This is a genomic window from Pectobacterium polaris, from assembly GCF_002307355.1.
Lineage (GTDB): Bacteria > Pseudomonadota > Gammaproteobacteria > Enterobacterales > Enterobacteriaceae > Pectobacterium > Pectobacterium polare.
Genome location: NZ_CP017481.1, coordinates 2,060,741 through 2,084,417, shown reverse-complemented (window position 1 = coordinate 2,084,417; position 23,677 = coordinate 2,060,741). Strand labels below are relative to the sequence as shown.

Below are 23,677 nucleotides of genomic sequence, written 5' to 3'. Positions count from 1 at the left end.
ATCAGCACCCCGACAGGCGATAGATTCGCAGTCGGGGTAGCGAAGAAAACCAATGCCACACCAACTTGAAAGATTAGGGTATACGCTGGCCCAATATTAATGCTTAGGAGAGAATCATGGGTTTGTTCGATAAATTGAAGTCTCTGGTTTCTGACGACAAAAAAGACACTGGCAGCATCGAAATCATTGCCCCGCTGTCCGGTGAAATCGTCAATATTGAAGACGTTCCTGATGTCGTATTTGCAGAGAAAATCGTCGGTGACGGTATTGCCATCAAGCCAACTGGCAACAAGATTGTCGCACCGGTAGACGGCACCATCGGTAAGATTTTTGAAACCAACCATGCGTTTTCCATCGAGTCTGACAGCGGCATTGAGCTGTTTGTGCACTTTGGTATTGATACCGTTGAATTGAAAGGCGAAGGCTTCAAGCGCATCGCCGAAGAAGGCCAGCGCGTGAAGAAAGGCGATCTCATTATCGAGTTTGACCTGGCTCTGCTGGAAGAAAAAGCGAAGTCTACTCTGACACCAGTGGTTATTTCCAACATGGATGAAATCAAGGAATTGACCAAACTGAGTGGTACGGTTGTTGTCGGTGAAACGCCGGTTATCCGTATCAAAAAGTAAGCCGCCTTCTACGGATGGTTTACTACGTTTGCACGAAACGGCACCCGGATGGTGCCGTTTTCGTTTCAGGCTTTCCAGCGCGGCACGCATAGGCGAATCACTAACCCGCACTGCTCACCATTCTCCGCCTCAATATGCCCACCGTGCGCCAGCACGACTTTACGAGTAATCGCCAGCCCCAGCCCATAGCCTTTGCCAGACAGCGGCGAATCAACACGAATGAAAGGATCGAAGATGCTGGAGAGCTTACTTTTCTCCACGCCGGGGCCCTGATCGGCAACCTGAATCGTCCACTCATGTTCAGTGCCAATGAGCGACACGGAAACCTGCTGCGTGGGAGCAGAAAAACGTAGCGCGTTGCGCATCACATTATCGACCGCCCTGCGCATCAGCTCCGCGTTGCCTTTAATCGTATAGTCTTCGTCTTCATCCGCCGCCAGCAGGATTTCAACATCGGTAACCTGCGCTTCATAGCGAGTATCGTTAACCACAGCCGTCACCAGCCCCAGCAAATCGAAATAGGCTTCCTCAATGCCGGAATGCTCCGTGCGCGATAGCGTCAACAGCTCGCCAATCATCTTATCCATCAGCAGCGCCTCGCGCTCAATACGCTGCAAGGAACTCTCTATATTGTCGGGGTTCTGTCTTATCAACCCGATAGCGAGCTGCAAACGCGCCAGTGGCGAGCGCAGCTCATGCGAGACATCATGGAGCAGCTGTTCACGCGCGCTGGCCAGACTGTCCAGCCGTTCGACCATCGAATCGAAATCCCGCGCGACATCGCTGATTTCATCATGACGTTTATGCATCACTGGCAGCAGCCGCACGTTCAGATCTCCCTGCGCAACTTGATCAAACCCGGCGCGGATCTGACTTAGCGGACGTGCCAGACTCCATGCTAATACCGAGCTGAACAGCAGGCCCCCCAATCCCGCAATCACAGCAAACGGTGCAGGCACATTGAGAAACTCAATCGGGCGAGGAGGACGGAATTCGCTGCGTAGTAGCTCGGCGTCATAACGAATCTGATACCATTTTCCGGCAGGGCCGCTGACCTGCTTGATAATATGCGTGGCACGCGACATGCCACGTTTATCCGGCGCAAAAGCCTCATCGAGCAACGTATTCTGCGAGCCGGAAACCAATTCTTGATCGGACAGCGGCAGCGGCGATTCCGTGACGGAAATGTATTGCTGCTCTTGTTGCGGCAGCAGCGACATCACATCGTTCAGTTCGCCCAAGCCGCCATGTTGCAGCGCCGCAGCCACCATCTCCGTTTGCATTGTCGCAATGCGCGACACCACGATTTCTTCCAGCGGCTTATGGCGCTCGCCGTAAAAAGAAAAAGCCAGCCACAGCAGTTGAGACATGACGAGGAACGTCAGCCAGAACCCGAGCAGTATCTTCCAGAAAAGTCGTCCACGAATCATCATCAGCGAATCCGGTATCCCACGCTGCGCACGGTTTCAATCGTCATGGTGTTGCCCGGCAAGGCACCGAGCTTCTGACGAATATTGCTGATGTGCACATCCACGCTGCGGTCATACGCTTCACGCCGACGCCCCAGGCATTTTTCGGACAGCTCATCCTTTGACACCACTCGTTCCGGAGAACGTAACAGCAGTTCCAGCAAATTAAACTCAGACGCCGTCAGGTCAAACGCCTTCCCACGCCATTCGCTGATACGCGTTGCGGGGTTCAATACCAGATCGCCGCTGGCGGCCAAGCTCTCGTCGCGCTTTGTGCTCGGCTGCTCGTCATAGCGGCGTAGCACCGCCCGCAGTCTTGCCACCAGCTCACGCGGATAGCACGGTTTGGGCATATAATCATCTGCGCCCATTTCCAGACCGATGACCCTGTCGATGTTGTCGCCTCTCGCTGTCAGCATAATGACGGGCAACTGCTGGGTTTTTCTGATCTGGCGCAGCACGTCAATCCCGCTCATATCGGGCAGCATGACATCCAGAATCATCGCGGTGTAATCCCCCGATATCGCGCCATCAACGCCCTCTTTTCCCGTCAGCACCCGAGAGGTCGAAAAACCTTCCGCATTCAGGTACTCACAGAGCATATCGCCCAGCTCTACGTCGTCATCGACCAGTAAAATATTCATATCCTGTCCTCATTAATCGGGTATACCCTACGTATTCGAGCTGCGGGAAGGAAACGCACAGGCAGCCTAAAGTATGATGGGTATAGATGATGTATTCTCAGGCCTGGCGTGAATATTCGCAGCCAGATTTACTTAATCCTTACCATTTCTTTCAGCAAAGATTACCGCTACCTTTACGGACTCGGGGTAAATTACTCACCTGCGTTATTTATTCCCGTTCAGATGCATGAATTAAGGACGACTTCCCCTGATGCAATCACGATTTTTTACACGACGCCGCACGACGATCGCGCTTGGCCTTATCGCTGCTGCTGTCGTTCTTCATCTGTTTTTCAATAAGCCATCACCCGCGCCCAATGCGCTTACCGCCGCCGCCGAGATTGCGGATCTTGAACAGACGGTACTCGCTGACGGCAAAATTGAGGCACAGAAGCAGGTCAGCGTCGGTGCACAGGCCTCGGGGCAAATCAAAGCGCTGCACGTCGAACTTGGCGATAAGGTGAAAAAAGGGCAATTGATCGCCGAGATTGATGACCTCACCCAGCAGGACACGCTAAAAAACGGTGAAGCCGCGTTAAAAAACATTCAGGCACAGCGAGCGGCCAAACTGGCGGAATTGCGTAATAACGAATTAAGCTGGCAGCGTCAGCAAATGTTGATGAAACGTGGCGTTGGCGCACAGGCTGATTACGATAGTGCAAAAGCGACGCTAGATGCCACCAAAGCCAACATCGACGCGCTGGACGCCCAAATCATTCAGGCACAGATTACCGTCAACACCGCCAAGGTTAATCTGGGATACACCCAAATTCGCTCACCGATGGATGGTACCGTGGTCGCCATTCCGGTTGAAGCTGGGCAAACGGTCAACGCGATTCAGACGACGCCGACCATCGCCAAAGTCGCCAATCTGGACACCATGACCATCAAGGTGAAAATCTCAGAAGCCGACGTCGTTAAAGTGAAAACCGGCATGCCCGTGTGGTTCAGTATTCTCGGCGAACCGAATAACCGTTACGAAGCCACGCTGAGCTCGATTGAACCTGCGCCAGACTCCATCAATACGGACTCGACCACAACCTCATCCAGTTCGAGCAGCAGTTCCAGTTCATCATCCAGCACCGCGATCTATTACAACGGTCTGTTCGATGTGAAAAACCCTGACGGCGTATTGCGCATTTCCATGACGGCACAGGTGTATATTCTGCTGTCTTCAGTGAAAAACGCCATTGTCGTTCCCGCGACGGCATTAACCTCGCGCGATGGCATGTGGTACGTGCAGGTCGTGAATGCGAACAAGAAGGTTGAATCGCGTCTGGTGACGCTCGGCCTCAATGATAATGTGCGCACCCAGATTCGTTCGGGGCTCAGCGTGGGGGAACAGGTCGTTGTCAGCCCATCATCCGGCGATGTCGCGTCTACGCATCCCGGCCCACCGATGGGGATGTAACGCATGTCCACATCTTTACTTAAGCTAACCGGAATTACCCGCCGCTTTTCCAACGGCGAACAGGACGTCACCGTCCTCAAGAACATCAATCTAACCATCAATCAGGGAGAAATGGTGGCGATTGTCGGGGCGTCCGGGTCGGGAAAATCCACGCTGATGAACATTCTCGGCTGTCTGGATAAACCGTCCGCCGGTGATTATCAGGTGGCAGGACGCGCCGTTGGTGACCTGAACAACGACCAGCTCGCGGAACTGCGCCGCGAGCATTTCGGCTTTATTTTCCAGCGCTATCACCTGCTCGGCGACCTCAGCGCGCTGGGTAACGTTGAAGTGCCCGCCATTTATGCCGGAAAAAGTCGGCTGGCGCGCCGTCAACGGGCGGCAGAGCTGCTCACTCGGCTAGGACTGGAAAGCCGTCTCCACTATCGGCCCAGCCAGCTTTCCGGCGGCCAGCAGCAGCGCGTGAGTATCGCGCGGGCGCTGATGAACGGCGGCGGCATTATTCTGGCGGATGAACCCACTGGTGCGCTCGACACCCACAGCGGCAACGAGGTTCTGAGCATACTTCGCGATCTGCACAGACAGGGCAATACCGTTGTGATCGTTACCCACGATATGACGATTGCCGAACACGCGCAGCGCATCATCGAACTGCGCGATGGTGAAGTGATTGCCGACCGACAAACGCGCCCCGAAGAGGCTGCCGTACCGTCACCGGAAGCCACCAGCTCTCCGGCGACGTCCGCCTTGAATCAGTTAAAAGATCGCTTTATTGACGCGTTTAAAATGGCGCTGCTGGCGATGAACGCCCAGCGGATGCGCACCTTTCTGACCATGCTCGGCATCATCATCGGCATTGCATCTGTCGTCTCGGTCGTCGCGCTGGGAAAAGGCTCACAGGAACAGGTGCTGGCCGACATCAACTCGATGGGCACCAGCACGTTGGAAATCTTCCCCGGTAAAGGCTTCGGCGACATGGATGCCAGCGCCATCCAGACGTTACGCGCCAGCGATATTCAGCCGCTGACGCAGCAGCCTTACGTGCATAGCGTGACGCCGTCCGTCTCCACCAGCGTAACGATGCGCTACGGCAACATTGCCGTTTCCGCCAGCATTTCCGGGGTTGGTGAGCAGTTCTTCACCGTACGTGGCTACACCCTGCAACGCGGCGTGCTTTTCCCTCGCAGCAGCGTCGATGAACTGAAACAGGACGCGGTGATTGATAAAAACACGCGCGATAAGCTCTTTCCCCACGGCGAAGATCCCATTGGACAAGTGATTTTGCTGGGCTCGCTGCCCGTACGGATTATCGGCGTCGTCAGCAAGAATCAGAGCGGCTTCGGCAGCGATGAAAACCTGAACGTTTGGGTGCCGTACACCACGGTGATGAAGCGCATGGTCGGGCAGTCCTACCTGAAAAGTATCACGGTGCGGGTGAAAGACAATATTGATATGAACGTCGCCGAGAAAAGCATTACCACACTGCTGACGCAGCGGCATGGTACGAAAGATTTCTTTATCATGAACACCGACAGCATCCGTCAGATGATCGAGAAAACCACCACCACGCTCACGCTGCTGGTGTCGATGATCGCGCTGATCTCACTGCTAGTCGGCGGTATCGGCGTGATGAACATCATGCTGGTTTCCGTCACGGAACGAACCCGAGAGATCGGCGTTCGTATGGCGGTTGGCGCACGCACCAGCGATATCATGCAGCAGTTTCTTATCGAAGCGGTGCTGGTTTGCCTGTTCGGCGGCATCATCGGCGTGGCGCTGTCGCTGGCTATCGGCGTGCTATTCGCCCAGTTCAGCAGCAATTTCGCGATGATCTATTCCAGCTCCTCGATTATTGCCGCGTTCCTGTGCTCCAGCCTAATCGGCATTATCTTCGGCTTCTTCCCCGCCCGTCGTGCCGCACGGATGGAACCGATCCACGCGCTGGAGCGAGAATAGCGACTCTAAATAATTCGAGTCACGTTAATCAAATACCCCGGTGGACAGATACCGATCGCCACGATCGCAGGCGATTGCCACAATCACGCTGCCGGGGTTTTCTGCCGCAATCCGCAGTGCGCCAGCCACCGCGCCACCGGAGCTAACGCCGCAGAAGATACCTTCCTGACGCGCCAACTGCCGCAGCGTATTCTCGGCATCGATCTGCGTCATATCCAGAATACGATCGACCAGATCGGCGCGGAAAATGCCCGGCATATAGTCCGGCGTCCAGCGGCGAATTCCGGGAATGTGGCTCCCTTCCGCAGGCTGTAGTCCCACCGTGCAAATCGCTGAGTTCTGCTGCTTCAGATAGCGGCTGACGCCAGAAATCGTGCCAGTCGTTCCCATGCTGGAAATAAAGTGAGTCACCTTACCCGCCGTCTGCTGCCAGATTTCCGGGCCGGTGGTGAGGAAATGCGCCAGAGAATTGTCTGGGTTATTGAACTGATCGAGCGTTTTCCCTTCTCCCGCCAGCACCATCTGTTTTGCGCGATCCCGCGCCCCTTCCATCCCTAATTTGCGACTAACCAACACCAGCTCTGCGCCATACGCGCGCATCGCGGTCTGGCGTTCATAGCTCATGTTGTCCGGCATCAGCAGACGCAGCCGATAGCCTTTTACCGCCGCAATCATCGCCAGCGCAATGCCGGTATTCCCGCTGGTCGCCTCAATGAGCCGGTCACCGGGGGCGATGTCGCCGCGATTCTCCGCCTGCTGGATCATAGAGAGCGCAGCCCGATCTTTTACCGATCCGGCGGGGTTATTTCCTTCCAGCTTCAGCCAGATTTCACTGTTTAACCCCTGCGTCAGGCGCCGCAATTTCACCAGCGGGGTATTGCCAATACAATGCTCAAGCGTTGTCACAAGTTGAGTCCTAAAAAACCCCACGCGTGCAGCGTGAGTGATAGAAAAGATAAAAGATAGAAGATAAAAGTCAGTGTTTATTCATTTGACGCTTCACACGCCACTGCAAGGCGCTTTTGATGAACAGCGTCAGTATCGCCATCACGGTTAACAGCGCCGCCGCGGTAAACGCCCCCACGCTGTTATAATCCTGATGCAGCAATTCAACCTGTAGCGGCAGCGTGTAGGTTTCACCACGAATCGAGCCCGACACCACAGACACTGCGCCAAACTCGCCAATCGCTCGGGCATTGGTCAGCACCACGCCATACAGCAGCGCCCAGCGAATATTCGGGAGCGTCACCCGATAGAACACCTGCCAGCCTGACGCACCGAGCAGCACCGCCGCTTCTTCTTCCTGACTGCCCTGACTCATCATCACCGGAACCAGCTCCCTGACCATAAACGGGCAGGTCACGAATATCGTTACCAGCACAATGCCCGGCCAGGCAAACATCAGCTGTATCCCCTGCTCATCCAGCCAGCCGCCAACCGGGCCGTTGGTGCTGTAAAAGAGCAGATACAGCAAACCCGCGACCACCGGAGAAACAGCAAAAGGAATGTCGATCAGCGCGAGCAGCAGTTGCCGCCCCGGAAACTGAAAGCGTGTGACCAGCCACGCCAGCAGCGTGCCAAACACCAGATTCACCGGTACGACGATCGCAACCACCAGCAGCGTGAGGCCAATGGCATGCAGCATGTCAGGATCGCTCAGATTACGCCAGACGCCTCCCAACCCGTGCGACAGTGCAGCGGCAAAAATTGACACTAAGGGGATGACCAGCATGATGAGCGACAATATCACGCCCAACGCAATTAACGCCGCTCTCGCCCAGTTACGTTCCTGCCGAACCGGATGAGATTGACGCCGTGGCGTCACAGTCGGTATCTCAGCCATTACACGCTCCGGGTCCGTTGACCAAAACGGCTTTGCAGCACATTAACGGCAAACAGTATCAATAAGGACGCGGCTAATACCACGGAGGCAATCGCACTGGCGGCAGGGAAATCGAACTCCTGCAAGCGGATAAAAATCATCAGCGAAACGACTTCCGTCTGCCAGGCAATGTTCCCCGCAATAAAGATAACTGCGCCAAACTCGCCCAGACTGCGGGCAAACGACAGCGCGGTGCCCGTTAAGAGCGCCGGGGTTAACTCCGGTAAGACGACGTAGCGAAAACACTGCCAGCGATTCGCCCCCAGCGTTTGCGCCGCCTCTTCGTATTCCGGCCCCAGATCTTCCAACACCGGTTGAACGGTGCGCACCACAAAAGGAATACTGGTAAATGCCATCGCAACCGTAATCCCCAGCCAGGTATAGGACACCTTGATGCCATACTCTGCCAGCCATGCGCCGTACCAGCCAGTCGTTGAAAACAGCGCGGCCAGCGTCAGCCCCGCTACGGCGGTGGGAAGCGCAAAGGGTAAGTCCATCAGCCCATCCAGCAGGGTTCGCCCGGGAAAGCGATAACGCGTCAAAATCCACGCCATTAACAAGCCGAATCCCGCATTAAATACCGTCGCCAGCCCCGCAGCCAACAGCGTGACTTTGTAGGCGGCCACTACCTGCGGATTAGAAATCACCGCCCAGTACTGCGCCAGACTCATTTCTGAGAGCTGCATGACCAGCGCACTTAAGGGCAGCAACAGAATCAGGCAGACGAACAGCAGGCTGCTGCCCAGACTCAGCGCGAATCCCGGCAGTACCCGTTTACCTGAACCAGAAAAGAAATTACCCGACCCCAAAGACATTACTGACGACCAGCCGCCAGCAATTTATCCAGTTCACCACCCGTATCGAAGTGGGTTTTCATCACCTGCGGCCACGCCCCAAACTGATCTTCCACTCGGAATAAGGTCGTCTCTGGGAAGCGGGACTTCAGCGTTTGCGTCAATTCAGGGTTATTCACTCGATAGTAAAAATCGGTGATGACCTTCTGTGCTTCCGGGCTATACAGATAATTCAGATAGGCTTTTGCCGCCTGCTCAGTGCCGTTCTTCTCGACATTCTTATCGATCCACGCCACAGGGAATTCTGCCAGCACGTTGACCTTCGGAACGATCACCTCGTAGTTCTCGGCACCGTACTGATTGCGGATGTTATTCACCTCGGATTCAAAGCTGATCAGCACATCGCCCAACTGGCGTTCCACAAACGTGGTGGTTGCGCCACGGCCGCCGGTATCAAAGACTTCGACGTTCGCCAGAAAACGCGTTATCCATGCACGCGTTTTGGCCTCGTCGCCACCGTTGGCTTTGCTAGTCGCGCCCCAGGCTGCAAGGTAGGTATAACGGGCATTGCCGGAGGTTTTCGGATTCGGGAAAATCAACTTAACGTCATCACGCACCAGATCGTTCCAGTCGTGGATTCCTTTAGGATTGCCTTTGCGAACCAGGAAAGCCATGGTGGAGTAAAACGGAGAGCTGTTATTCGGTAAACGCGCCTGCCAATCAGCCGGAATCAGCTGACCACGATCGTGCAGGATCTGAACGTCCGTCACCTGATTATAGGTCACGACATCGGCCTTAAGGCCTTGCAGAATAGCCAACGCCTGTTTAGACGAGCCGGCATGCGATTGTTTGATCGTCAGCGGATCGTTAGGGTGCTGTGACAGCCACTGCTTTTCAAAGCCGGGATTGAGCGCAACAAAGAGCTCACGCGACACATCATAAGAGCTGTTCAGCAGCTCGGTAGCAGAGACAGCGCTCTGCCCGCCCAGCAGCAATGACAGCGCCAGAGAACCTTTCACCAGCCAGCCTTTCACCTGTACTTGATTCATCTTATGTCCTGCCAGAGTTAGAGCCTATTCGGTAGGCCTTGTTATAGGAGCCGTTTCATAGCCGTTTTTGTATATACCCTAAATAATTCGAGTTGCGTGACAAAACGTTAGCGTTTTGAACAACGCTCTGCGTTGACCCTTTAGGGCAAGGCCCATTTATGGCCTTGTAACGCGGCAACCGAGCGAATCCCCAGGAGCTTACTCAGGTAAGTGACTGGGGTGAGTAAGGGCAGCCAACGCACAAGCAGCTTGAAGTATGACGGGTACAGCGTAAATCAGTGTAGGGGGAAGTGGCGGTTAACATATAACCTTTATATATAACATTTCGGGCTTTTTAAGCGCTAAAGGACATAAACCCGAAACGAGCAAGACGAGAAGAAAAAGCATGCTGAAAAAGCAAAGGCGCGCCAGATAGCTCAAGGCAGAGAGGTGGAAAAATTGAAAGCGGAGAGAATGGATGCCTGCACAGGCGCAGGCATCAGGAAAATGCGTCAGATCTTACAGCGACAAAAGCTGATCCAGAGAAGGCGCGAAGAAGTAGCTGCCGCTGACGGCACGCGTAAAGCGCAGCATGTCGTCACGTTTACCGTCACGATCGCCGAACATGCTTAGCAATTGCTGCTCAATGTTATGCAGACGTGCGCAGTAAGCGACAAAGTAGAGGCCGTTTTTCCCGCTCGCAGTGCCATAAGGCAGGCTCTGGCGCAGGATTTTCAGCCCTTTGCCGTCTTCCTTTAAATCCACACGACTCAGGTGTGAGGTCTCTGGGCGTTCATCGGAAGACAGCTCTTCGTTGTCCTGCTTGGTACGCCCAATCATCTGCTCCTGCTGTTCCACGCTAAAACGCTGCAACTGCTTCAGATTGTGTTCCCAACGCTGGGTAAATACATAGCTGCCGCCCGCATCCGGCTGGCCTTCAGGGATAATCGCCACGGCGTGACGGGCATCGCCCTGCGGGTTTTCCGTGCCGTCGACAAAGCCGCTTAAATCGCGATCTTCCACCCAGCGGAAACCGTGCGTTTCTTCTTCGATACGAATCGCGCTACCAAACGCCGCCAGCGCCGCCTGTGCCAGCGTAAAATTAACATCATGGCGCAGCGATTGAATGTGGATCAACACATCGCGCTGCGTAGCAGGAGCAAGCCCTTTACCCAGCGGCGTGAACGGCTTCAGCTCCGCCGCACCATGGTTACAGTCCAGATCGCGCCAGACATCGCTGCCAAACGCCAGCACCGCGCCTAATCCCGCATCGGGATACTGCTGCTGTAACTCTTGTAACGTCTGACAGAATTTTTTGCATCCCTGCCGGATAGCATCAAACTCTCCCTGAATCATCGCTTCCATAAAAATGGCAAAACGGCGGTGTTCCAATAAAATACCGCTTTGAATTGGTGTCATTTCTGCTTCCTCAAGCGTCAGTTTTTTCTTTGTTGTTATGGCTTTTACTACTGTAGTTATGGCTTATTACTGCGGTCATAGGAGATTGCGGCTGCCACCGCACATGCCAGACAGCGCCGCTATCATACCGGAAGCCGCCTGACTTTTACTTTGCGTAAAGACAAATTAGTCCTTTACGAGACACTCCTTTATAAAGCGGATGTGTTACGCCCCTGCGCGTGCCACACAATTTTGCTCACTTTCCAGGTTTTTAGGATATCGTCGGGCGGCATCAAGCCTTCCGGGCCGCTCCACTCGCCGGAATAGACGTAGCTGATATGCGTACTCTGCGGTGCGGCACATTCCACGCTCTGCGCATCATCACCTTGCCCCAACTGGCAGGATTCAAACGCTTTGCTGTAGGTATTGCTAAAAACATCACCCATTTTCACGCCACCAGCGCTGCCAATCGCCGGATCCATGACCTCAACTTTGCGCACGCTGCCCTTCGGCTGGCCGCTGATGATCATCTTCACGTCTTTGCCATCCAGCGCCTGATAAAACGCGACCAGCTGACCGTTGGACGTGCCCATTCCGCTACGCAGTTGATAACTGCCATCCAGCGCGCTCTGTAGCGCCCCTTCGGACAGCGGCGTACCGGCATTGATGCCACCGACCCCGCATCGGTCACCTCCAGCGAGCCGCCGAACCAGTTAAACGGCGACAGGCTGGACCAGGAGAAATTGGACAACGTGCTGCATCCGGTCAGCAACAGCGGTAAACCCAGCACCAGCGATAAACCCAGCGGGCGAAAATTCATGGCATGTACTCCTCAAGATTGAACGGCTTTCGTCATCAGCCACCCTAGTAAGATGGGGATTGGAGTCTGCGAGCGACGAAAAGTGCCGTAAAGACGGGATAATCCTGCTGAAGATTATAGGGGGCATATGGGAAGAAACCTACCAGAACGACAGACAAAGGCCACAGAGTGCGGGGGTAACGGATAGATCGTAAAGTCGCTGTAAACACGTCCATGTGCGCTCGGCTTGCGCCATCCATGGCGCAAACGCTTTACTCTTCTATTCCGTTACTCCCGTTTTCATTCGTCGAATAGGTTTATCAACAGTCTGAGACCTCCCGAGAGCCGGAAGGCCTGCGAACAACATCAACTGCGCTGTGAGGCAAAATCCGTTAAGTCATAACGGTGCGTGAACAGATCGTCCAGCTCCGTCTGGTGCGTAATCGCCACCACGGTACACGCCGGCAATGCCAGCTTGACCAGAGCCAGAAGCTGTCTGGCAGCGTCGTGATCTAGGTTGCTCGTTGCTTCATCCAGATAGAGCGTATCGGGTTTAGCAATCAGCGCGCGGGCAAAGGCAACACGCTGCCGCTCCCCGCCGGAGAACACGCGATCCCAGTTTAGCTGCGCATCCAGACGATCGCGCCATGCGCCCAGCCCGACGCTATCGAGCGTCTGACGCAGCATGTCGCTGTCAGCCAGCGGCGGATATGGATAGCAGAGGATCTCTGCCAGCGTACCCTGCCCCAAGTAGCTTTGCTGCGGTAGTAGCAGGCTACGGCCTTCAAGCGACTGCCAGCGGCCATCGTAATACGGCCATAAACCATTTAGCGTACGCAGCAGCGTGGATTTCCCCAGCCCGCTGCGGCCAGAAAACTTACTCCAGCTACCCGCTTCACAGCTCAGATCCACCTTTTGCAACAGCGGGGCGCCCTGCGGCGTAGTAAAGGAAAGTTGCTCAATGCGTAAATCCAGCCCTACTGCCGCATCAGACTGTTCAGACTGATGACGTTTGATTTCTTCCTTAAACTGGCTCAAACGCGCCATACTGGCGGACAGAATCACAAACTCCTTGTACTTATGGATAAACCAGCTCAGCGCACCGTGCACTTGCGCAAACGCCCCACGAATCTGCATCAATCCGCCCAGCGTTACCGTCTTGCTCAGGAAGGCAGGCAAAGCAGCAAAGACCGGCACAATCTGGCTCACACGCATATAGCCCGTGGTGAAAAAGCCCAGATTACGCTCAGCATTCATAAAACGTCCCCAGTTCGACACGATGGCAGAGAAATGACGCTGAAGGTGGTTTTTCTCCTGCGCTTCGCCGCCATATAGCGCAATTTGCTCGGCGTTATCATGCTTACGCAGCAACGCAGCACGGAAATCGGCCTCCGCCTTTTGCTTTTCATAATTAATATTATGTAGGCGCTTCCCGACCACATGCGTGATCAGGCTGCCGATCAGCGTATACAGAACAGCAATCCAGACCAGATAGCCTTTGATTACCCACTCTTCACCGAATAGGGTAAAACGTTGAACGCCCGACAATCCCCACAGGATAACGACGAAAGAAAACAAGCGTGCCGTGACGATCAAAAACTCCACCACCAAGCTAACGGCTTTGTCGACGAACAGGTTGATATCTTCGGCAATACGCTGATCGGGGTTATCAACCTTGCCCGCCACTGACATGCGATAAAATGCCCGCTTCGCCAGCCAGCTATCCACCATCTCTGCGGTTAACGCACTGCGCCAGCGGATAATTAGCAGTTTGGTAAACCATTCCTGATACACGATCGACCCAATATAGAGCAGGATGTAAATACCGTATTCTTTCATCAGAGAAAGCAACAAATTGCTGTCGAATGCACCTAACGCATCATAAAACGTCTTACTCCACTCGTTTAATAACACGTTGAGATAGACAATCATCCCGCCCATCCCGATGGCGATAAACAAAAGTAACCAAGCCTGCCAGCTCCGCTTACCGCCCCAAAAGGGACGGCAGAGATCGACAAACTGTGCCGCCATTTTTTTCACTCTTTCACCTCTTGCGGCAAGGTGATGTAAAGCACGCGGTTATCCGGGTTATACAGCTTCGCCGACATCGCCCGTACCTCTTCCAGCGTGATGCTGTCAGCCAGTTTGGATACGCTGCTCAGATAACGTGGATCGTTATAGTGGCGGTAGCTCAGAAGCAGACGGCGCTCTATCGTCATCAGATCGCCCTGACGCCCTTTTTCTGCACGGATGAACTGGGCTTTCTGCTCATCCACATCCTGCTGAGTGATCTTCGTCGGCAGTTCAACAAAGGCTTTCTCAGCCAGCGTCCACAACTCCTGCGCACGTTCAGGCGCGCTGGAGAAGCTCACTTCCGTTTCAATACGCTGTCTTTTATCTTCCAGTTCGCTATCGAGACGCATGCGGTAAATACCTAACGCATCATCACGCAGGCTGGTTTTGAGATACTTATTCGCCAGATTACGGGCAACGCTCACCTGTACGGCGGCCTGTGGCGTCCATGCATGCTGCGTAAAGCTCCAGGTGCGGATATCGGCACGCGGTTCGATGCTGATGGCCGATGTCGCTTCACGTTTACCTGGCAGAGCCAGATGTGATTTGACTTCACCAGCAGACTGACGCTGGATCGTCGCTAAATAGCGTTCAACCTGCGGCAAAATCTGTGCGGCTGGCATATCTGCCACCAGATAGTAGGTGACCGGAGCAAACACCGCTTTATGCCACTGTGAAAGCAGCGCTGGCGCTGAAATTTGTTTCAGCTCTGCAATTTCAGGCTGCTGCCAGGCTGGCTCACCAAAACGCAGTTTGGCGATGTCACTGGCCCGTGTTCCTGAAACCGATTGATCGTCATTGGCTTTTTGACGCGCCAGACCCATCATGCTCTCTTTCATCACTTCAGGATCGATACCAGGAGCCACATTCAGCTCACGGTATAACGCTAACAGGTTTGCTAACTCACCCGTTGGCGCACTCCCGCTTACCGTCAATTGATCCGCTTCCTGCTTGATGCCCAGCGACAGCGTTTTTTCCTTTTTCCAGTTACTAAGCGCTTCACCGCTCCATGTTGCCGGTCCGCTTTGGTTGACTAATTGGCTTGCCAGCTGTACCTGCCACGGATTGGTCGACGTCGACAAATATCCCGCGTCGCTCACTGCCGTGAGGTAGACTTTTTTACCCGCTTCTGGCGCACGCAGCCAGACCACGCGGTCACCATTGCTCAACTGCCACTGTTCTACCTTCTGCGCGGCAAAGGTCTTCACCGCCGTGCGTTTCCCCGTTTGCGTTACCGCAGGCAATTTAGGGATAACTTTCTCTTTTTCTACCTGTAGCGGTGCCAGCGTCGCGGCTGCCCACTGTGCCTGTAACTTACGAATCGCATCCGACGTCGGCAACGTGAAAGGCGTCGCACCCGGCACGCTAAACTGTGCCAACGTATCCGGTGAGGCTAACCAGCGTTGCCATTGGCGGTTCACGTCTTCTGCCGTGATCGTGTTCACGATGTCCAGTGCGTCTTTACCGCGCTGCTGGCTACCAACATAAGGGCGATCCTGCTGCCATGAGATGGTCAACAGTTGAACCCAGTCTGAAAACTCACGTTTTTCAGGCGCATCGCTCATACGCTGTGCCGCTTCACGAATGTTGGATTTGATCTCCGTGATGTCCTGCTCGTTTAACGGATAGCGTTTAAACCGCTCAATTTCTTTCAGCACGGCGGACATCGCAGCGTCATGACCACCCGGCATCACATTCGCGAAGAAGCCCAGCGCGGCGGTCGTTTTACCGATATCCGATTTACGCACCACCAGACTACTGGCGTCTTGCGGCAGCTCCGCTTGCTGACGGCGAACCTGACGCCCTACCGCAGACATCGTGATTTGCGTCAGCACACGGTGATAGTAATCTGACTGACCGAATGTGTCCTTGTCATTGAAACGGTAGACAAATGACACTTGGCTGCTGCCACTTTGGCTATCCTGCAAACGCGCAACGTTGAGTCTCGGTTTCAGTAACGGCTCGTAGTAATCACGGGCTGGCACAGCGACATTTTGCAGTGGTGCAAAATAGCGTTGAATTTCGCGTTCTGCATCCGCTGGCGTGATATCACCAATGATCATCAAACGCATATTCGACGGGTGATACCAACGTTGATAGAAATCTTGCAGTACGCTGGCTGGCGTTTCGTTAATCGACGCTTCCGTGCCAATCGTCGGGCGGGAAGGATAACGAGAGTCATGGCGAATCGCCTGTACGCGCTGCTGGTTCATGCGTTCCGCTACGCCCAGCTTGCCACGCCACTCTTCCAGAATAATTTTGCGCTCATCATCGAGATCGCTTTGCAGCAGTTTGGCATGGCTCGTCATCTGGCTCAGCGCCTGCAACGTCGTGCCCAGATCGCGATTCCCTTTCGGCGGGCTCATCATGTACATGGTGCGCTCGTAGTTGGTCACGGCGTTATAGCTCTGACCGCGTACCCACCCTTGCTTGTGCAATTCGGTACTTACGCCTTGAGGAAACGCCTCGCTGGCGCGGAACACCATATGTTCCACGATATGCGCCACACCGGATTCGTTGTCCTTCTCATCAATCGAACCGACATCAACAATCAGGCGAACATCTATCCGCGACTTTTGCCCTTCCAGCGGCACGAGGGTGTAACGAAGTCCATTCGCCAACGACCCTTCTTTAATGACCGGCAATGGGCTTTTCACTTCTTCAGCCTGACTCACAACACTTCCAGCTAACAGGCAAATAGCACCCGCCAGCCAGTACATGATTTTATTTTTCATCACTGACCTTTATTATTTTTCTCACTTACCATGAATACGTCACATCCAGCCAAAACTGACGACCTAATCCATAGTTAGATTCGTTCTTATTGGCTTTATTCAGGACATTGAGTACATCTACGCCCACTTTTAGATTCTGCTTACCTAATGGCTGGGTATAAGTCACACGCCAATCCAATAGCATATTGTTGCCATACTGCTCTTCTTCATAAACATCGGTAGCACCAACATATCCGGAACAACGGTCATCATCTGGACAGTTAATAGTTTCAGTTCGCGTCATCGCCTTATAGCCCCCCACATAGCTTAAGCGTTGCGTCCAATCTAAACGCCAGTTAGGAACTTCAGTATTCAATTCAATAAATGCTGTCCAAGGACGGTTGAAATTATCTGCCGGTTTATCAATCGCGCGGATCATTTTCCCGTTGTAGAGAATATAGCCATCGGTATCCGCTTCGGTGTCATAGTCTTTATTTGAGGAAGTACTTTTCTGTATATTTCCTCCCGCCGTCCAGCTAAACACCGCGGAATTCCATTCAATTGGAGAAACCGGTTTTACCACTAGACTAAACGTGTCGGATTCAGACTTACCATTATTAGTGAGCTCATAAGTTTTTGTGGTTTTATTTTGCTCAGCAGAAAATTGATCTTTTGCTTCACGATGAACCCACTTCAGTGCCCAAACGGTGTCATAAATACGCTGCTGCACACCGAGATTCAATTCATCACTGTAGGGTGTGTTTAATGAGGTGTATTTATAATTAACTGGCCGAAGGTTTGTCATAAATTGCCAGTCTTCTGTTGTATTACCCGAACTCCTTGACGTTGATGGGCATGAAGTGCCAACAATGTGATCAGTTCGGCATTCGTTATAACCCAATTTACGGGCTTCTCTCAGCTTATAAGCCAAGACATTGCCTGCATAGTAACGATTAATTCCACCGAAGACTTCAGTGGAACGATCTCCCCATATATCATAGCTTGAGCTAAAGCGCGGTGAGACATTCATGTTTTTCATATAGTCATCATAATCAACACGAATTCCGGGAACCATGGTTAAGCGGGAATAGGTCAATGTATCTTGTAAATAAACAGCATAAGTGCTTGCTGCGACTTTTACATCCGAAGCTTCATATACTGTTCGTTGACGGAAATACTGTTCACCGTCAATACATGCAGAATCACCATTACATACCACATTATTTTTTCTGACCGCATTAGCATAAGAATAGGAATTATTTTTACGCTGATACCTAGCTTCGGAAAAGTCGGTATCAAAACCAAAATCAAACTGGTGCTGTACACCCCATGCAGAAAAAGGATTTAGCTGCCAATCCTGTTTAAAGTTAATGCCAGATTGCTCGGTTCTTACCGTGCCATACCCACCCTGCTGGGCAGCAGTTCCTGAAAAACTCGACACCCAGTCAATACTGTTTGTTTTAGCCCAAGAATAAAAATTGTCTCCCTTATTCTTTATGGTATTCTCATTCTGCTTCCATATTAACTGTGTGGCAACTTTGCCCCACTTATTCTGGTTATCCCACTTAAGGTTGGCATTATACCCCCCTCCTTCGGCAGTAAAATCCCCATCTTTTATATTGGAACGTACATAGCTTGCACTATGAGGTGAATGCATGAATGATAAGCTAAATTGATTTCGCTCATTGGCATCCCACGCCCCCCGTAACATATAGGTTTCAGATTCGCGCGACTGATCTTCCCATCTTTGAAAAATCGTATGCCAGAACGGAATGTCAGATTCCTTACGGCTATACACAAACATCAGCGCAGCATTATCACTTAGTGGCTGACTCACATTCAGGTTATAAAAATTTTTGGTAAACTTAGGCTGCCTCTTAGCCGTAGTAGCGGCACTGAACGAGGCTTCATCTTTTTTCTCCAGATGATATTTCGTCCATGACGAACGCGTTGTACGGTAAGAGACAGAACCAGACGGCTCGGTAAACGAGGGTTTCTTAAGTTTGGCATCAATGACACCGCCAGTGAATTGGCCATACTTAGCCGACACGTTACTGTCATAAACCGACAGGCTTTCAATCAGGCTACTGTCTATCCAGAAGGATTCAGGATGACCAGAGGGGAAATCATTAGCGGCATTCCCATTGGCTGTAGAACCCACCTCACCGACATTCACACCGGGGTTCAGGCGATCGTTGTTCGACATCCCGTCGATCATGAAGTTGTTGTTATAGAACTTCTCACCGTGAAATGAGACAACATCCGGGGCCAGTTCTCCTGGAGTCTCACTATTGCGTGAGGTTTCAGAGAATTGCACATTTGGGTTAGTGCGCAGCAATTCAGTAATATTTCCATTAGCTGTCGGCTTTTTTGCGATTTCCTCAGCCACCAATTGTTGGCTACCGATCTCCATCGGCCCCGGCGTAATCTGCGCTTTTACCATGATCACATCGCCGCGCCCTTCATTTCCTGCGCGGCTATTCTCTGCACCCGTAGGTATGCTCTGTACATCATCCGCCGCAGGCACGCTAGCCATTGGGCGAATGATAAAAGCTTTACCGGTTTCTGTAGGCTCTGCATAAAGGTTATTACGGTTCAATAACCTGTCCAAAGCCTGTTCCACCGTGTAGTTTCCTTCCAACGCAGGAGCTTGCTTCCCTGCCACCAGTTGGCTATCAACACCAAAGTTGACGCCCGTCTGCCGTGCCAACTGTGTTAATGATTTTTCCAATGACTGTGCAGGAAGGTGTATTGATTGCGCTGGTGCCGTTGCGCCAAACGCCGAGCCGCCTCCGCTTAACGCCAGCGTTAGCATCGCAGTCGGCCAAATTGTGTTACGCATCCCCAAAAAATTACGCATGAATTTACCCTGAATTATTTTATGTTTTCAGGAGAGAAGACGTTGTTCAGCAAAAATCGGGCAGAAGAAAATAAAAATAATTATCATTTATATTTAAATCAATTCTTTACCATTGATTATTAAAGTTTTTTATTTTCACTAATCCAGACAATGTAGCCGAGAGACTGTCGGACGGAGATGGGAAGGGAATGTTTCAGTAGCTCGAGCGCCTGCTGACTGTCATTCAATGGCAGAACGCCGGTAAAGTGCAGACTATCTAATTCCTGGCGCTGACGCGGATCCAGATAAATGAGCCCTGGGTAATGACGGGAAAGTTCATCAACAACCTGAATGAACGGGGCATTTTCAAAAATCAATTGGTTGTGAATCCAACCCGCTTCCGTTGATGCCCCCACTGGCCGGGTAATATGGAGCCGATCGAGTCCAACCTGCTGACCAGCACCAATGTCGAGGCGGATATCCGAGTTCTCATTTGCAGTAACACGTACACGAGATTCGTCAACGCTCACCAGCGTATCCTCTCCTGTATCACGTACGCTATAGCGAGTACCCAGTGCCTGAGCCGCTGCCTGTGCACTGTCAATCACAAACGGTCTGCTACGCGGATCTTTGGCAACATGCGCGTAAACTTCACCACGTAGCAACGTGATTGTTCGTTTTTGTGATGTGAAGGAAATATTCACCGCCGAATTGCTGTTCAGCATCAATTCGCTGCCGTCATCCAGAACAATGCGCCGAACTTCACCAGCAACAGTGCGCTGATCGGCCAACCAATAAGCATAAGGCAGTTGGCTTAGTAACCAACCACCTGCGATGAAAATCGCCAGAGCAGCATAACGGGATGAGCGTGATTTTCGGGATGTCGCCGCTGGCGTGATGGCTGCACTTGCCCATAATTGCTGCATCTGATGATAAACCACAGAATGGCGAGCATCGATCTGGCACCACTGCTGCCACTCTTTGTGCAGTAATATCGCGTCGTCGCTATCCTGCTCGACCTCCGAGAAGCGTAGTACCCATTCAGCGGCTTGCTGCTGAATCGGCTCAAAGTCAGCGTTATGCTTCATCATGTTCCTGGAAAAAGATCCGGCTATGGAAATGCACCATCGCTTTCGCCAGATATTGCTTTACGCTACTTTCGCTAACGTGCAGCGCCTCAGCAATCGTCCGATAATCGTGTCCTTCCACACGCGCCATAATAAACGCACGTTGTACCTTTTCATCTAACTCATGGGTCAGAATATGTAGCGCTGTCGCCACAAGTTGACTTATCGCAACACGATATTCCGCAGAATGCTCTTCTTCCCCATCAACTAGTACTGCTAATGCAGATAACGCATCTTGTTCCAGCTTACGCTTACGGAACTGATCGATCATGACGTGATTCGCCGTCACCATCAGATATGCCTTAGGCTGTCGGATAGCGGCAGGGTCGGCAAGCGTCAGGAGTTTTAGGAAGGTGTCATGGGTAAGATCATCTGCCTGATGAATGCAGCCTATTTTTTTACAAAGCCATCCCCGCAGCCATCCTTGGTGGGTCTGGTAAAAATCACTCCAGAAAGAAATTAGCTGCGTCATAATGGTTTCAACAGGCAAAAAGTAGATAATATTAGTTTAATTGATACTCATTATCATCTAAGCCAGTGACACGATGCAACACTTTTTAGACAATTCGACTACAAGCACTTTATGGTATCTCTTCGTTCATCATCTACCTTCTTCCATAGCTGAAGTGGACATACCCAAAGTCAGCCGATGTACAATTTAAATTACGGTATCTAAACATTCGATTGATTCAATAAATATCAATTCTCTAATAAAAAACCGGAGCTGATTATCAAGCCAGCTCCATTTTCATACAGATATTAATACACTAAGGGATTATTTATCCTCACCAATAAACCAAGTCACACTGAAATTTTATTTCATAAAAACTCACCGTGGAAGAATAATAGTGTAAGGTTGACCATCAGCGAAAGCAAACAAAGAATTAATATGCTGATAATCAGCATAAGCCAAAGCTTCAATATCTAGGTAAATAAGTTCCGCCTCTCTTTTCCTTCTTGTTTTATGCCCATCACCAAAATCATTAAGCTCCTTGAAAAATAAATCCCATTCATTACGGGTAATATATCCCCAGGATTTTGGCGTTTCTGTTTTTAGATTATTATATTGAAATGCTAAATCTGCTATCGCCGTCCTTGTATTTGCCGGTAACTCATTAAATTTCAAACCAACTGATTCAGCATCAAAGGCCTTTTCTACCTTTCTTAGTGCTTTTTGTGTGTAAATAGAGGTTAAGAAATCAGCCTGATCTGCAGTCAAACTTAATGGTGATTGCCTTAATTTTTCAACAGCAACATGTTCTTTAATTACGGTATAAGGTGACAATATATCCACAAGATATTGCGGTACGCCATCACGTAGCAATTCATCTTTATCTCTTTGTCCTAAATCCACCCCCCCACCGATAGTAACACCTGAATTCTTATATACCTCCCCCTTTTCATTTCTAGGAACATACCCGTTTGTTTTAAACCCTTCAGATTCTAATAAAAAATCAATATTAATTCTCAACTTATCTGAAAGAATTTGCCGGCGTAATTTTACTCTTTCATGAAGCAGCCCTTCAGCACCGCTTCTAATAACACAGTTTTTAACAGGATAAGCTGAGCAAGTTAATAAAAAAATATCCTGATCTTCTGCTTCTAAGAAATTTCCATCACTCTGATCAACGTCTCCAGTAATTAATAATGCTACACAACTCGAACATGAGCCTGCACGGCATGAGTATGGTAAATTCCCCCCAACTTCCTCTAAGGCATCTAATATATACACATCATCAGGGCAATCAATTGTAATCTTAGTAGTTAAATCACTTACCTTGTATATCGCCATTTTCACTCTCCTTTTCCAAGATATATTTCATCGTGCACAAAAATACTTTTCCCGTTTACATCCAGGCCGCCGCTTTTTTATCTCTTCAGGTTTTATTTTTTCTTCAGTTTCGTTTCCATCATGAAAATTAACTTCCAATTTATTTTCACTTTTAACACTTTCATCTTTTTTCATTCACTGGCCTCATTTATAAAATAAATAGCTTCACCTGCCATCATGGCTATATAAATTCACGATTCACACCGTAAATTAGAGGGTATAATGCAAGATCCTAATCATTTTTTATTTTAAAGGAGTTTAATAACCAGAATTGTCCTATGAAATAAATAGAACCATTGAAATAATTACGATCAGTAACTCTACCATTGCAATAGGGTTCGTAAATTCCTCACCAAATGGCGAATTAAATAATTTAATCAGAATAAACCAGACACTAAACGGCACCTACACTGGCAAACACAGTCACGACAATGGGTTAGTGCATAAATAAGAAAAGGTGCACCATTAACGGCGCACCTTTTCTCAGCATTGTAAATATTCTAGAGAAGAAAAAATATTAACGGGTATCGCTTGAAGATCGGAATAAATCAATATTCCCGATCTTCAATCAGGCGTTTTCCCAGCGTGATGCAGTCAACGATCTCATAGTCGAGTTTTTCATACATGCCGATGACAGCATCGTTGTCTTCGCGCACCATCAGGTGAATCTTCGGACAGCCTCGAGCAATGAGCTTTTTCTCCAGACGGCTAATCAACGCATTCGCAATGCCGCGCCCGCGAAAATCAGGATGCACGCCCAGATAGTATGCCGATCCGCGGTGACCGTCGTAACCGCCCATCACCGATCCCACGAGTTCGCCGTTCACCTCTGCGACCAGAAACAGATCGGGATCGTGATTGAGCTTACGTTCGATGTCCATTTCAGGATCGTTCCACGGGCGCAGCAAATCACAGCGTTCCCAGAGGGTGATCACGGCTTCAAAGTCATCCTGCCTGAATATGCGGATTTCCATCACAGTCGCCATTTTGCAATAAGGTAAATCGTGATTATCGCGTGATTTCTATCAGACGCAATCTCAAATTGCG

General features: G+C 51.2%; 18 protein-coding genes and 1 pseudogene. 3 read left to right on the top strand and 16 right to left on the bottom strand.

The annotated features are described in order from the left end of the window. Positions 1-116: 116 nt before the first annotated feature. Complete coding sequence (crr, locus tag BJJ97_RS09445) at positions 117-626, top strand: PTS glucose transporter subunit IIA (RefSeq protein ID WP_010301392.1); 510 nt, start codon at positions 117-119, stop codon at positions 624-626. 65 nt (positions 627-691) lie between these two features. On the opposite strand, the gene BJJ97_RS09440 is transcribed toward crr, so the two are convergent. Both BJJ97_RS09440 and BJJ97_RS09435 read right to left on the bottom strand, forming a co-directional pair. Further along, complete coding sequence (locus BJJ97_RS09440) at positions 692-2,059, bottom strand: ATP-binding protein (RefSeq protein WP_095993771.1); 1,368 nt, start codon at positions 2,057-2,059, stop codon at positions 692-694. Continuing rightward, positions 2,059-2,739, bottom strand: a complete 681-nt coding sequence (locus BJJ97_RS09435; RefSeq protein ID WP_095993770.1) for a response regulator transcription factor — start codon at positions 2,737-2,739, stop codon at positions 2,059-2,061. Before BJJ97_RS09435 ends, BJJ97_RS09440 begins: the two co-directional genes overlap by 1 nt. Before the next feature lie 250 nt (positions 2,740-2,989). On the opposite strand from BJJ97_RS09435, the gene BJJ97_RS09430 reads away from it, so the two are divergent. Together BJJ97_RS09430 and BJJ97_RS09425 are read left to right on the top strand one after the other, a co-directional pair. Continuing rightward, on the top strand, positions 2,990-4,189 hold the full coding sequence (locus BJJ97_RS09430) for an efflux RND transporter periplasmic adaptor subunit (protein WP_095993769.1): 1,200 nt from the start codon (positions 2,990-2,992) through the stop codon (positions 4,187-4,189). Between the two features lie 3 nt (positions 4,190-4,192). After that, a complete protein-coding gene (locus BJJ97_RS09425) occupies positions 4,193-6,145 on the top strand; it encodes a MacB family efflux pump subunit (RefSeq protein ID WP_095993768.1) in 1,953 nt (650 codons plus the stop codon). 24 nt (positions 6,146-6,169) lie between these two features. Here BJJ97_RS09425 and cysM read toward each other — a convergent pair whose 3' ends face one another. The 14 genes and pseudogenes from cysM to BJJ97_RS09360 form a co-directional block, all read right to left on the bottom strand. Continuing rightward, complete coding sequence (gene cysM / locus BJJ97_RS09420; protein ID WP_095993767.1) at positions 6,170-7,051, bottom strand: cysteine synthase CysM; 882 nt, start codon at positions 7,049-7,051, stop codon at positions 6,170-6,172. Positions 7,052-7,121: 70 nt separating this feature from the next. After that, the gene (cysW, locus tag BJJ97_RS09415; protein WP_095993766.1) at positions 7,122-7,988 is read right to left on the bottom strand and encodes a sulfate/thiosulfate ABC transporter permease CysW; all 867 of its coding nucleotides are present in this window, start codon (positions 7,986-7,988) and stop codon (positions 7,122-7,124) included. Beyond that, positions 7,988-8,842 (bottom strand): sulfate/thiosulfate ABC transporter permease CysT, encoded by an 855-nt coding sequence (cysT, locus tag BJJ97_RS09410; protein ID WP_095993765.1) that lies wholly within the window; start codon positions 8,840-8,842, stop codon positions 7,988-7,990. The genes cysW and cysT overlap by 1 nt, the downstream gene beginning before the upstream one ends. Then, on the bottom strand, positions 8,842-9,870 hold the full coding sequence (locus BJJ97_RS09405; RefSeq protein WP_095701706.1) for a sulfate ABC transporter substrate-binding protein: 1,029 nt from the start codon (positions 9,868-9,870) through the stop codon (positions 8,842-8,844). Before BJJ97_RS09405 ends, cysT begins: the two co-directional genes overlap by 1 nt. Positions 9,871-10,368: 498 nt before the next feature. Next, on the bottom strand, positions 10,369-11,268 hold the full coding sequence (locus BJJ97_RS09400; RefSeq protein ID WP_095993764.1) for a Dyp-type peroxidase: 900 nt from the start codon (positions 11,266-11,268) through the stop codon (positions 10,369-10,371). A gap of 188 nt (positions 11,269-11,456) precedes the next feature. After that, positions 11,457-12,067, bottom strand: a pseudogene (locus BJJ97_RS09395) (RpoE-regulated lipoprotein). Between the two features lie 345 nt (positions 12,068-12,412). After that, positions 12,413-14,086 carry an ABC transporter ATP-binding protein/permease gene (locus BJJ97_RS09390; protein WP_095993763.1) on the bottom strand — a complete coding sequence of 558 codons (1,674 nt, stop codon included), beginning with the start codon at positions 14,084-14,086 and terminating at the stop codon, positions 12,413-12,415. Next, entirely contained in the window at positions 14,083-16,854 is a 2,772-nt protein-coding gene (locus tag BJJ97_RS09385) for a M16 family metallopeptidase (RefSeq protein WP_095993762.1), read from the bottom strand. Before BJJ97_RS09385 ends, BJJ97_RS09390 begins: the two co-directional genes overlap by 4 nt. Positions 16,855-16,879: 25 nt before the next feature. Beyond that, positions 16,880-19,693, bottom strand: a complete 2,814-nt coding sequence (locus BJJ97_RS09380; RefSeq protein WP_095993761.1) for a secretin and TonB N-terminal domain-containing protein — start codon at positions 19,691-19,693, stop codon at positions 16,880-16,882. Positions 19,694-19,812: 119 nt separating this feature from the next. Continuing rightward, positions 19,813-20,763, bottom strand: a complete 951-nt coding sequence (locus tag BJJ97_RS09375) for a FecR family protein (protein WP_227003582.1) — start codon at positions 20,761-20,763, stop codon at positions 19,813-19,815. Further along, positions 20,750-21,271: a sigma-70 family RNA polymerase sigma factor gene (locus BJJ97_RS09370; RefSeq protein ID WP_095993759.1), complete on the bottom strand. Its 522-nt coding sequence runs from the start codon at positions 21,269-21,271 to the stop codon at positions 20,750-20,752. The genes BJJ97_RS09375 and BJJ97_RS09370 overlap by 14 nt, the downstream gene beginning before the upstream one ends. 357 nt (positions 21,272-21,628) lie before the next feature. Continuing rightward, on the bottom strand, positions 21,629-22,591 hold the full coding sequence (locus BJJ97_RS22075; RefSeq protein ID WP_157910776.1) for a pesticin C-terminus-like muramidase: 963 nt from the start codon (positions 22,589-22,591) through the stop codon (positions 21,629-21,631). A 27-nt stretch (positions 22,592-22,618) separates the two neighbouring features. After that, positions 22,619-22,765 (bottom strand): hypothetical protein, encoded by a 147-nt coding sequence (locus BJJ97_RS22070; protein ID WP_157910775.1) that lies wholly within the window; start codon positions 22,763-22,765, stop codon positions 22,619-22,621. A 413-nt stretch (positions 22,766-23,178) separates the two neighbouring features. After that, positions 23,179-23,604: a GNAT family acetyltransferase gene (locus BJJ97_RS09360; RefSeq protein WP_039274944.1), complete on the bottom strand. Its 426-nt coding sequence runs from the start codon at positions 23,602-23,604 to the stop codon at positions 23,179-23,181. Between the last annotated feature and the right edge of the window lie 73 nt (positions 23,605-23,677).

Coding starts and splice junctions, on each gene's coding strand:
- BJJ97_RS09360 (WP_039274944.1), bottom strand. CDS start 23,604: ATGGAAATCCGCATATTCAGGCAGGATGACTTTGAAGCCGTGATCACC.
- cysT (WP_095993765.1), bottom strand. CDS start 8,842: ATGTCTTTGGGGTCGGGTAATTTCTTTTCTGGTTCAGGTAAACGGGTA.
- cysW (WP_095993766.1), bottom strand. CDS start 7,988: ATGGCTGAGATACCGACTGTGACGCCACGGCGTCAATCTCATCCGGTT.
- BJJ97_RS09425 (WP_095993768.1), top strand. CDS start 4,193: ATGTCCACATCTTTACTTAAGCTAACCGGAATTACCCGCCGCTTTTCC.
- BJJ97_RS09435 (WP_095993770.1), bottom strand. CDS start 2,739: ATGAATATTTTACTGGTCGATGACGACGTAGAGCTGGGCGATATGCTC.
- BJJ97_RS09385 (WP_095993762.1), bottom strand. CDS start 16,854: ATGAAAAATAAAATCATGTACTGGCTGGCGGGTGCTATTTGCCTGTTA.
- BJJ97_RS09400 (WP_095993764.1), bottom strand. CDS start 11,268: ATGACACCAATTCAAAGCGGTATTTTATTGGAACACCGCCGTTTTGCC.
- BJJ97_RS09430 (WP_095993769.1), top strand. CDS start 2,990: ATGCAATCACGATTTTTTACACGACGCCGCACGACGATCGCGCTTGGC.
- BJJ97_RS09370 (WP_095993759.1), bottom strand. CDS start 21,271: ATGACGCAGCTAATTTCTTTCTGGAGTGATTTTTACCAGACCCACCAA.
- BJJ97_RS09380 (WP_095993761.1), bottom strand. CDS start 19,693: ATGCGTAATTTTTTGGGGATGCGTAACACAATTTGGCCGACTGCGATG.
- crr (WP_010301392.1), top strand. CDS start 117: ATGGGTTTGTTCGATAAATTGAAGTCTCTGGTTTCTGACGACAAAAAA.
- BJJ97_RS22070 (WP_157910775.1), bottom strand. CDS start 22,765: ATGAAAAAAGATGAAAGTGTTAAAAGTGAAAATAAATTGGAAGTTAAT.
- BJJ97_RS09440 (WP_095993771.1), bottom strand. CDS start 2,059: ATGATGATTCGTGGACGACTTTTCTGGAAGATACTGCTCGGGTTCTGG.
- BJJ97_RS22075 (WP_157910776.1), bottom strand. CDS start 22,591: ATGGCGATATACAAGGTAAGTGATTTAACTACTAAGATTACAATTGAT.
- BJJ97_RS09375 (WP_227003582.1), bottom strand. CDS start 20,763: ATGATGAAGCATAACGCTGACTTTGAGCCGATTCAGCAGCAAGCCGCT.
- BJJ97_RS09405 (WP_095701706.1), bottom strand. CDS start 9,870: ATGAATCAAGTACAGGTGAAAGGCTGGCTGGTGAAAGGTTCTCTGGCG.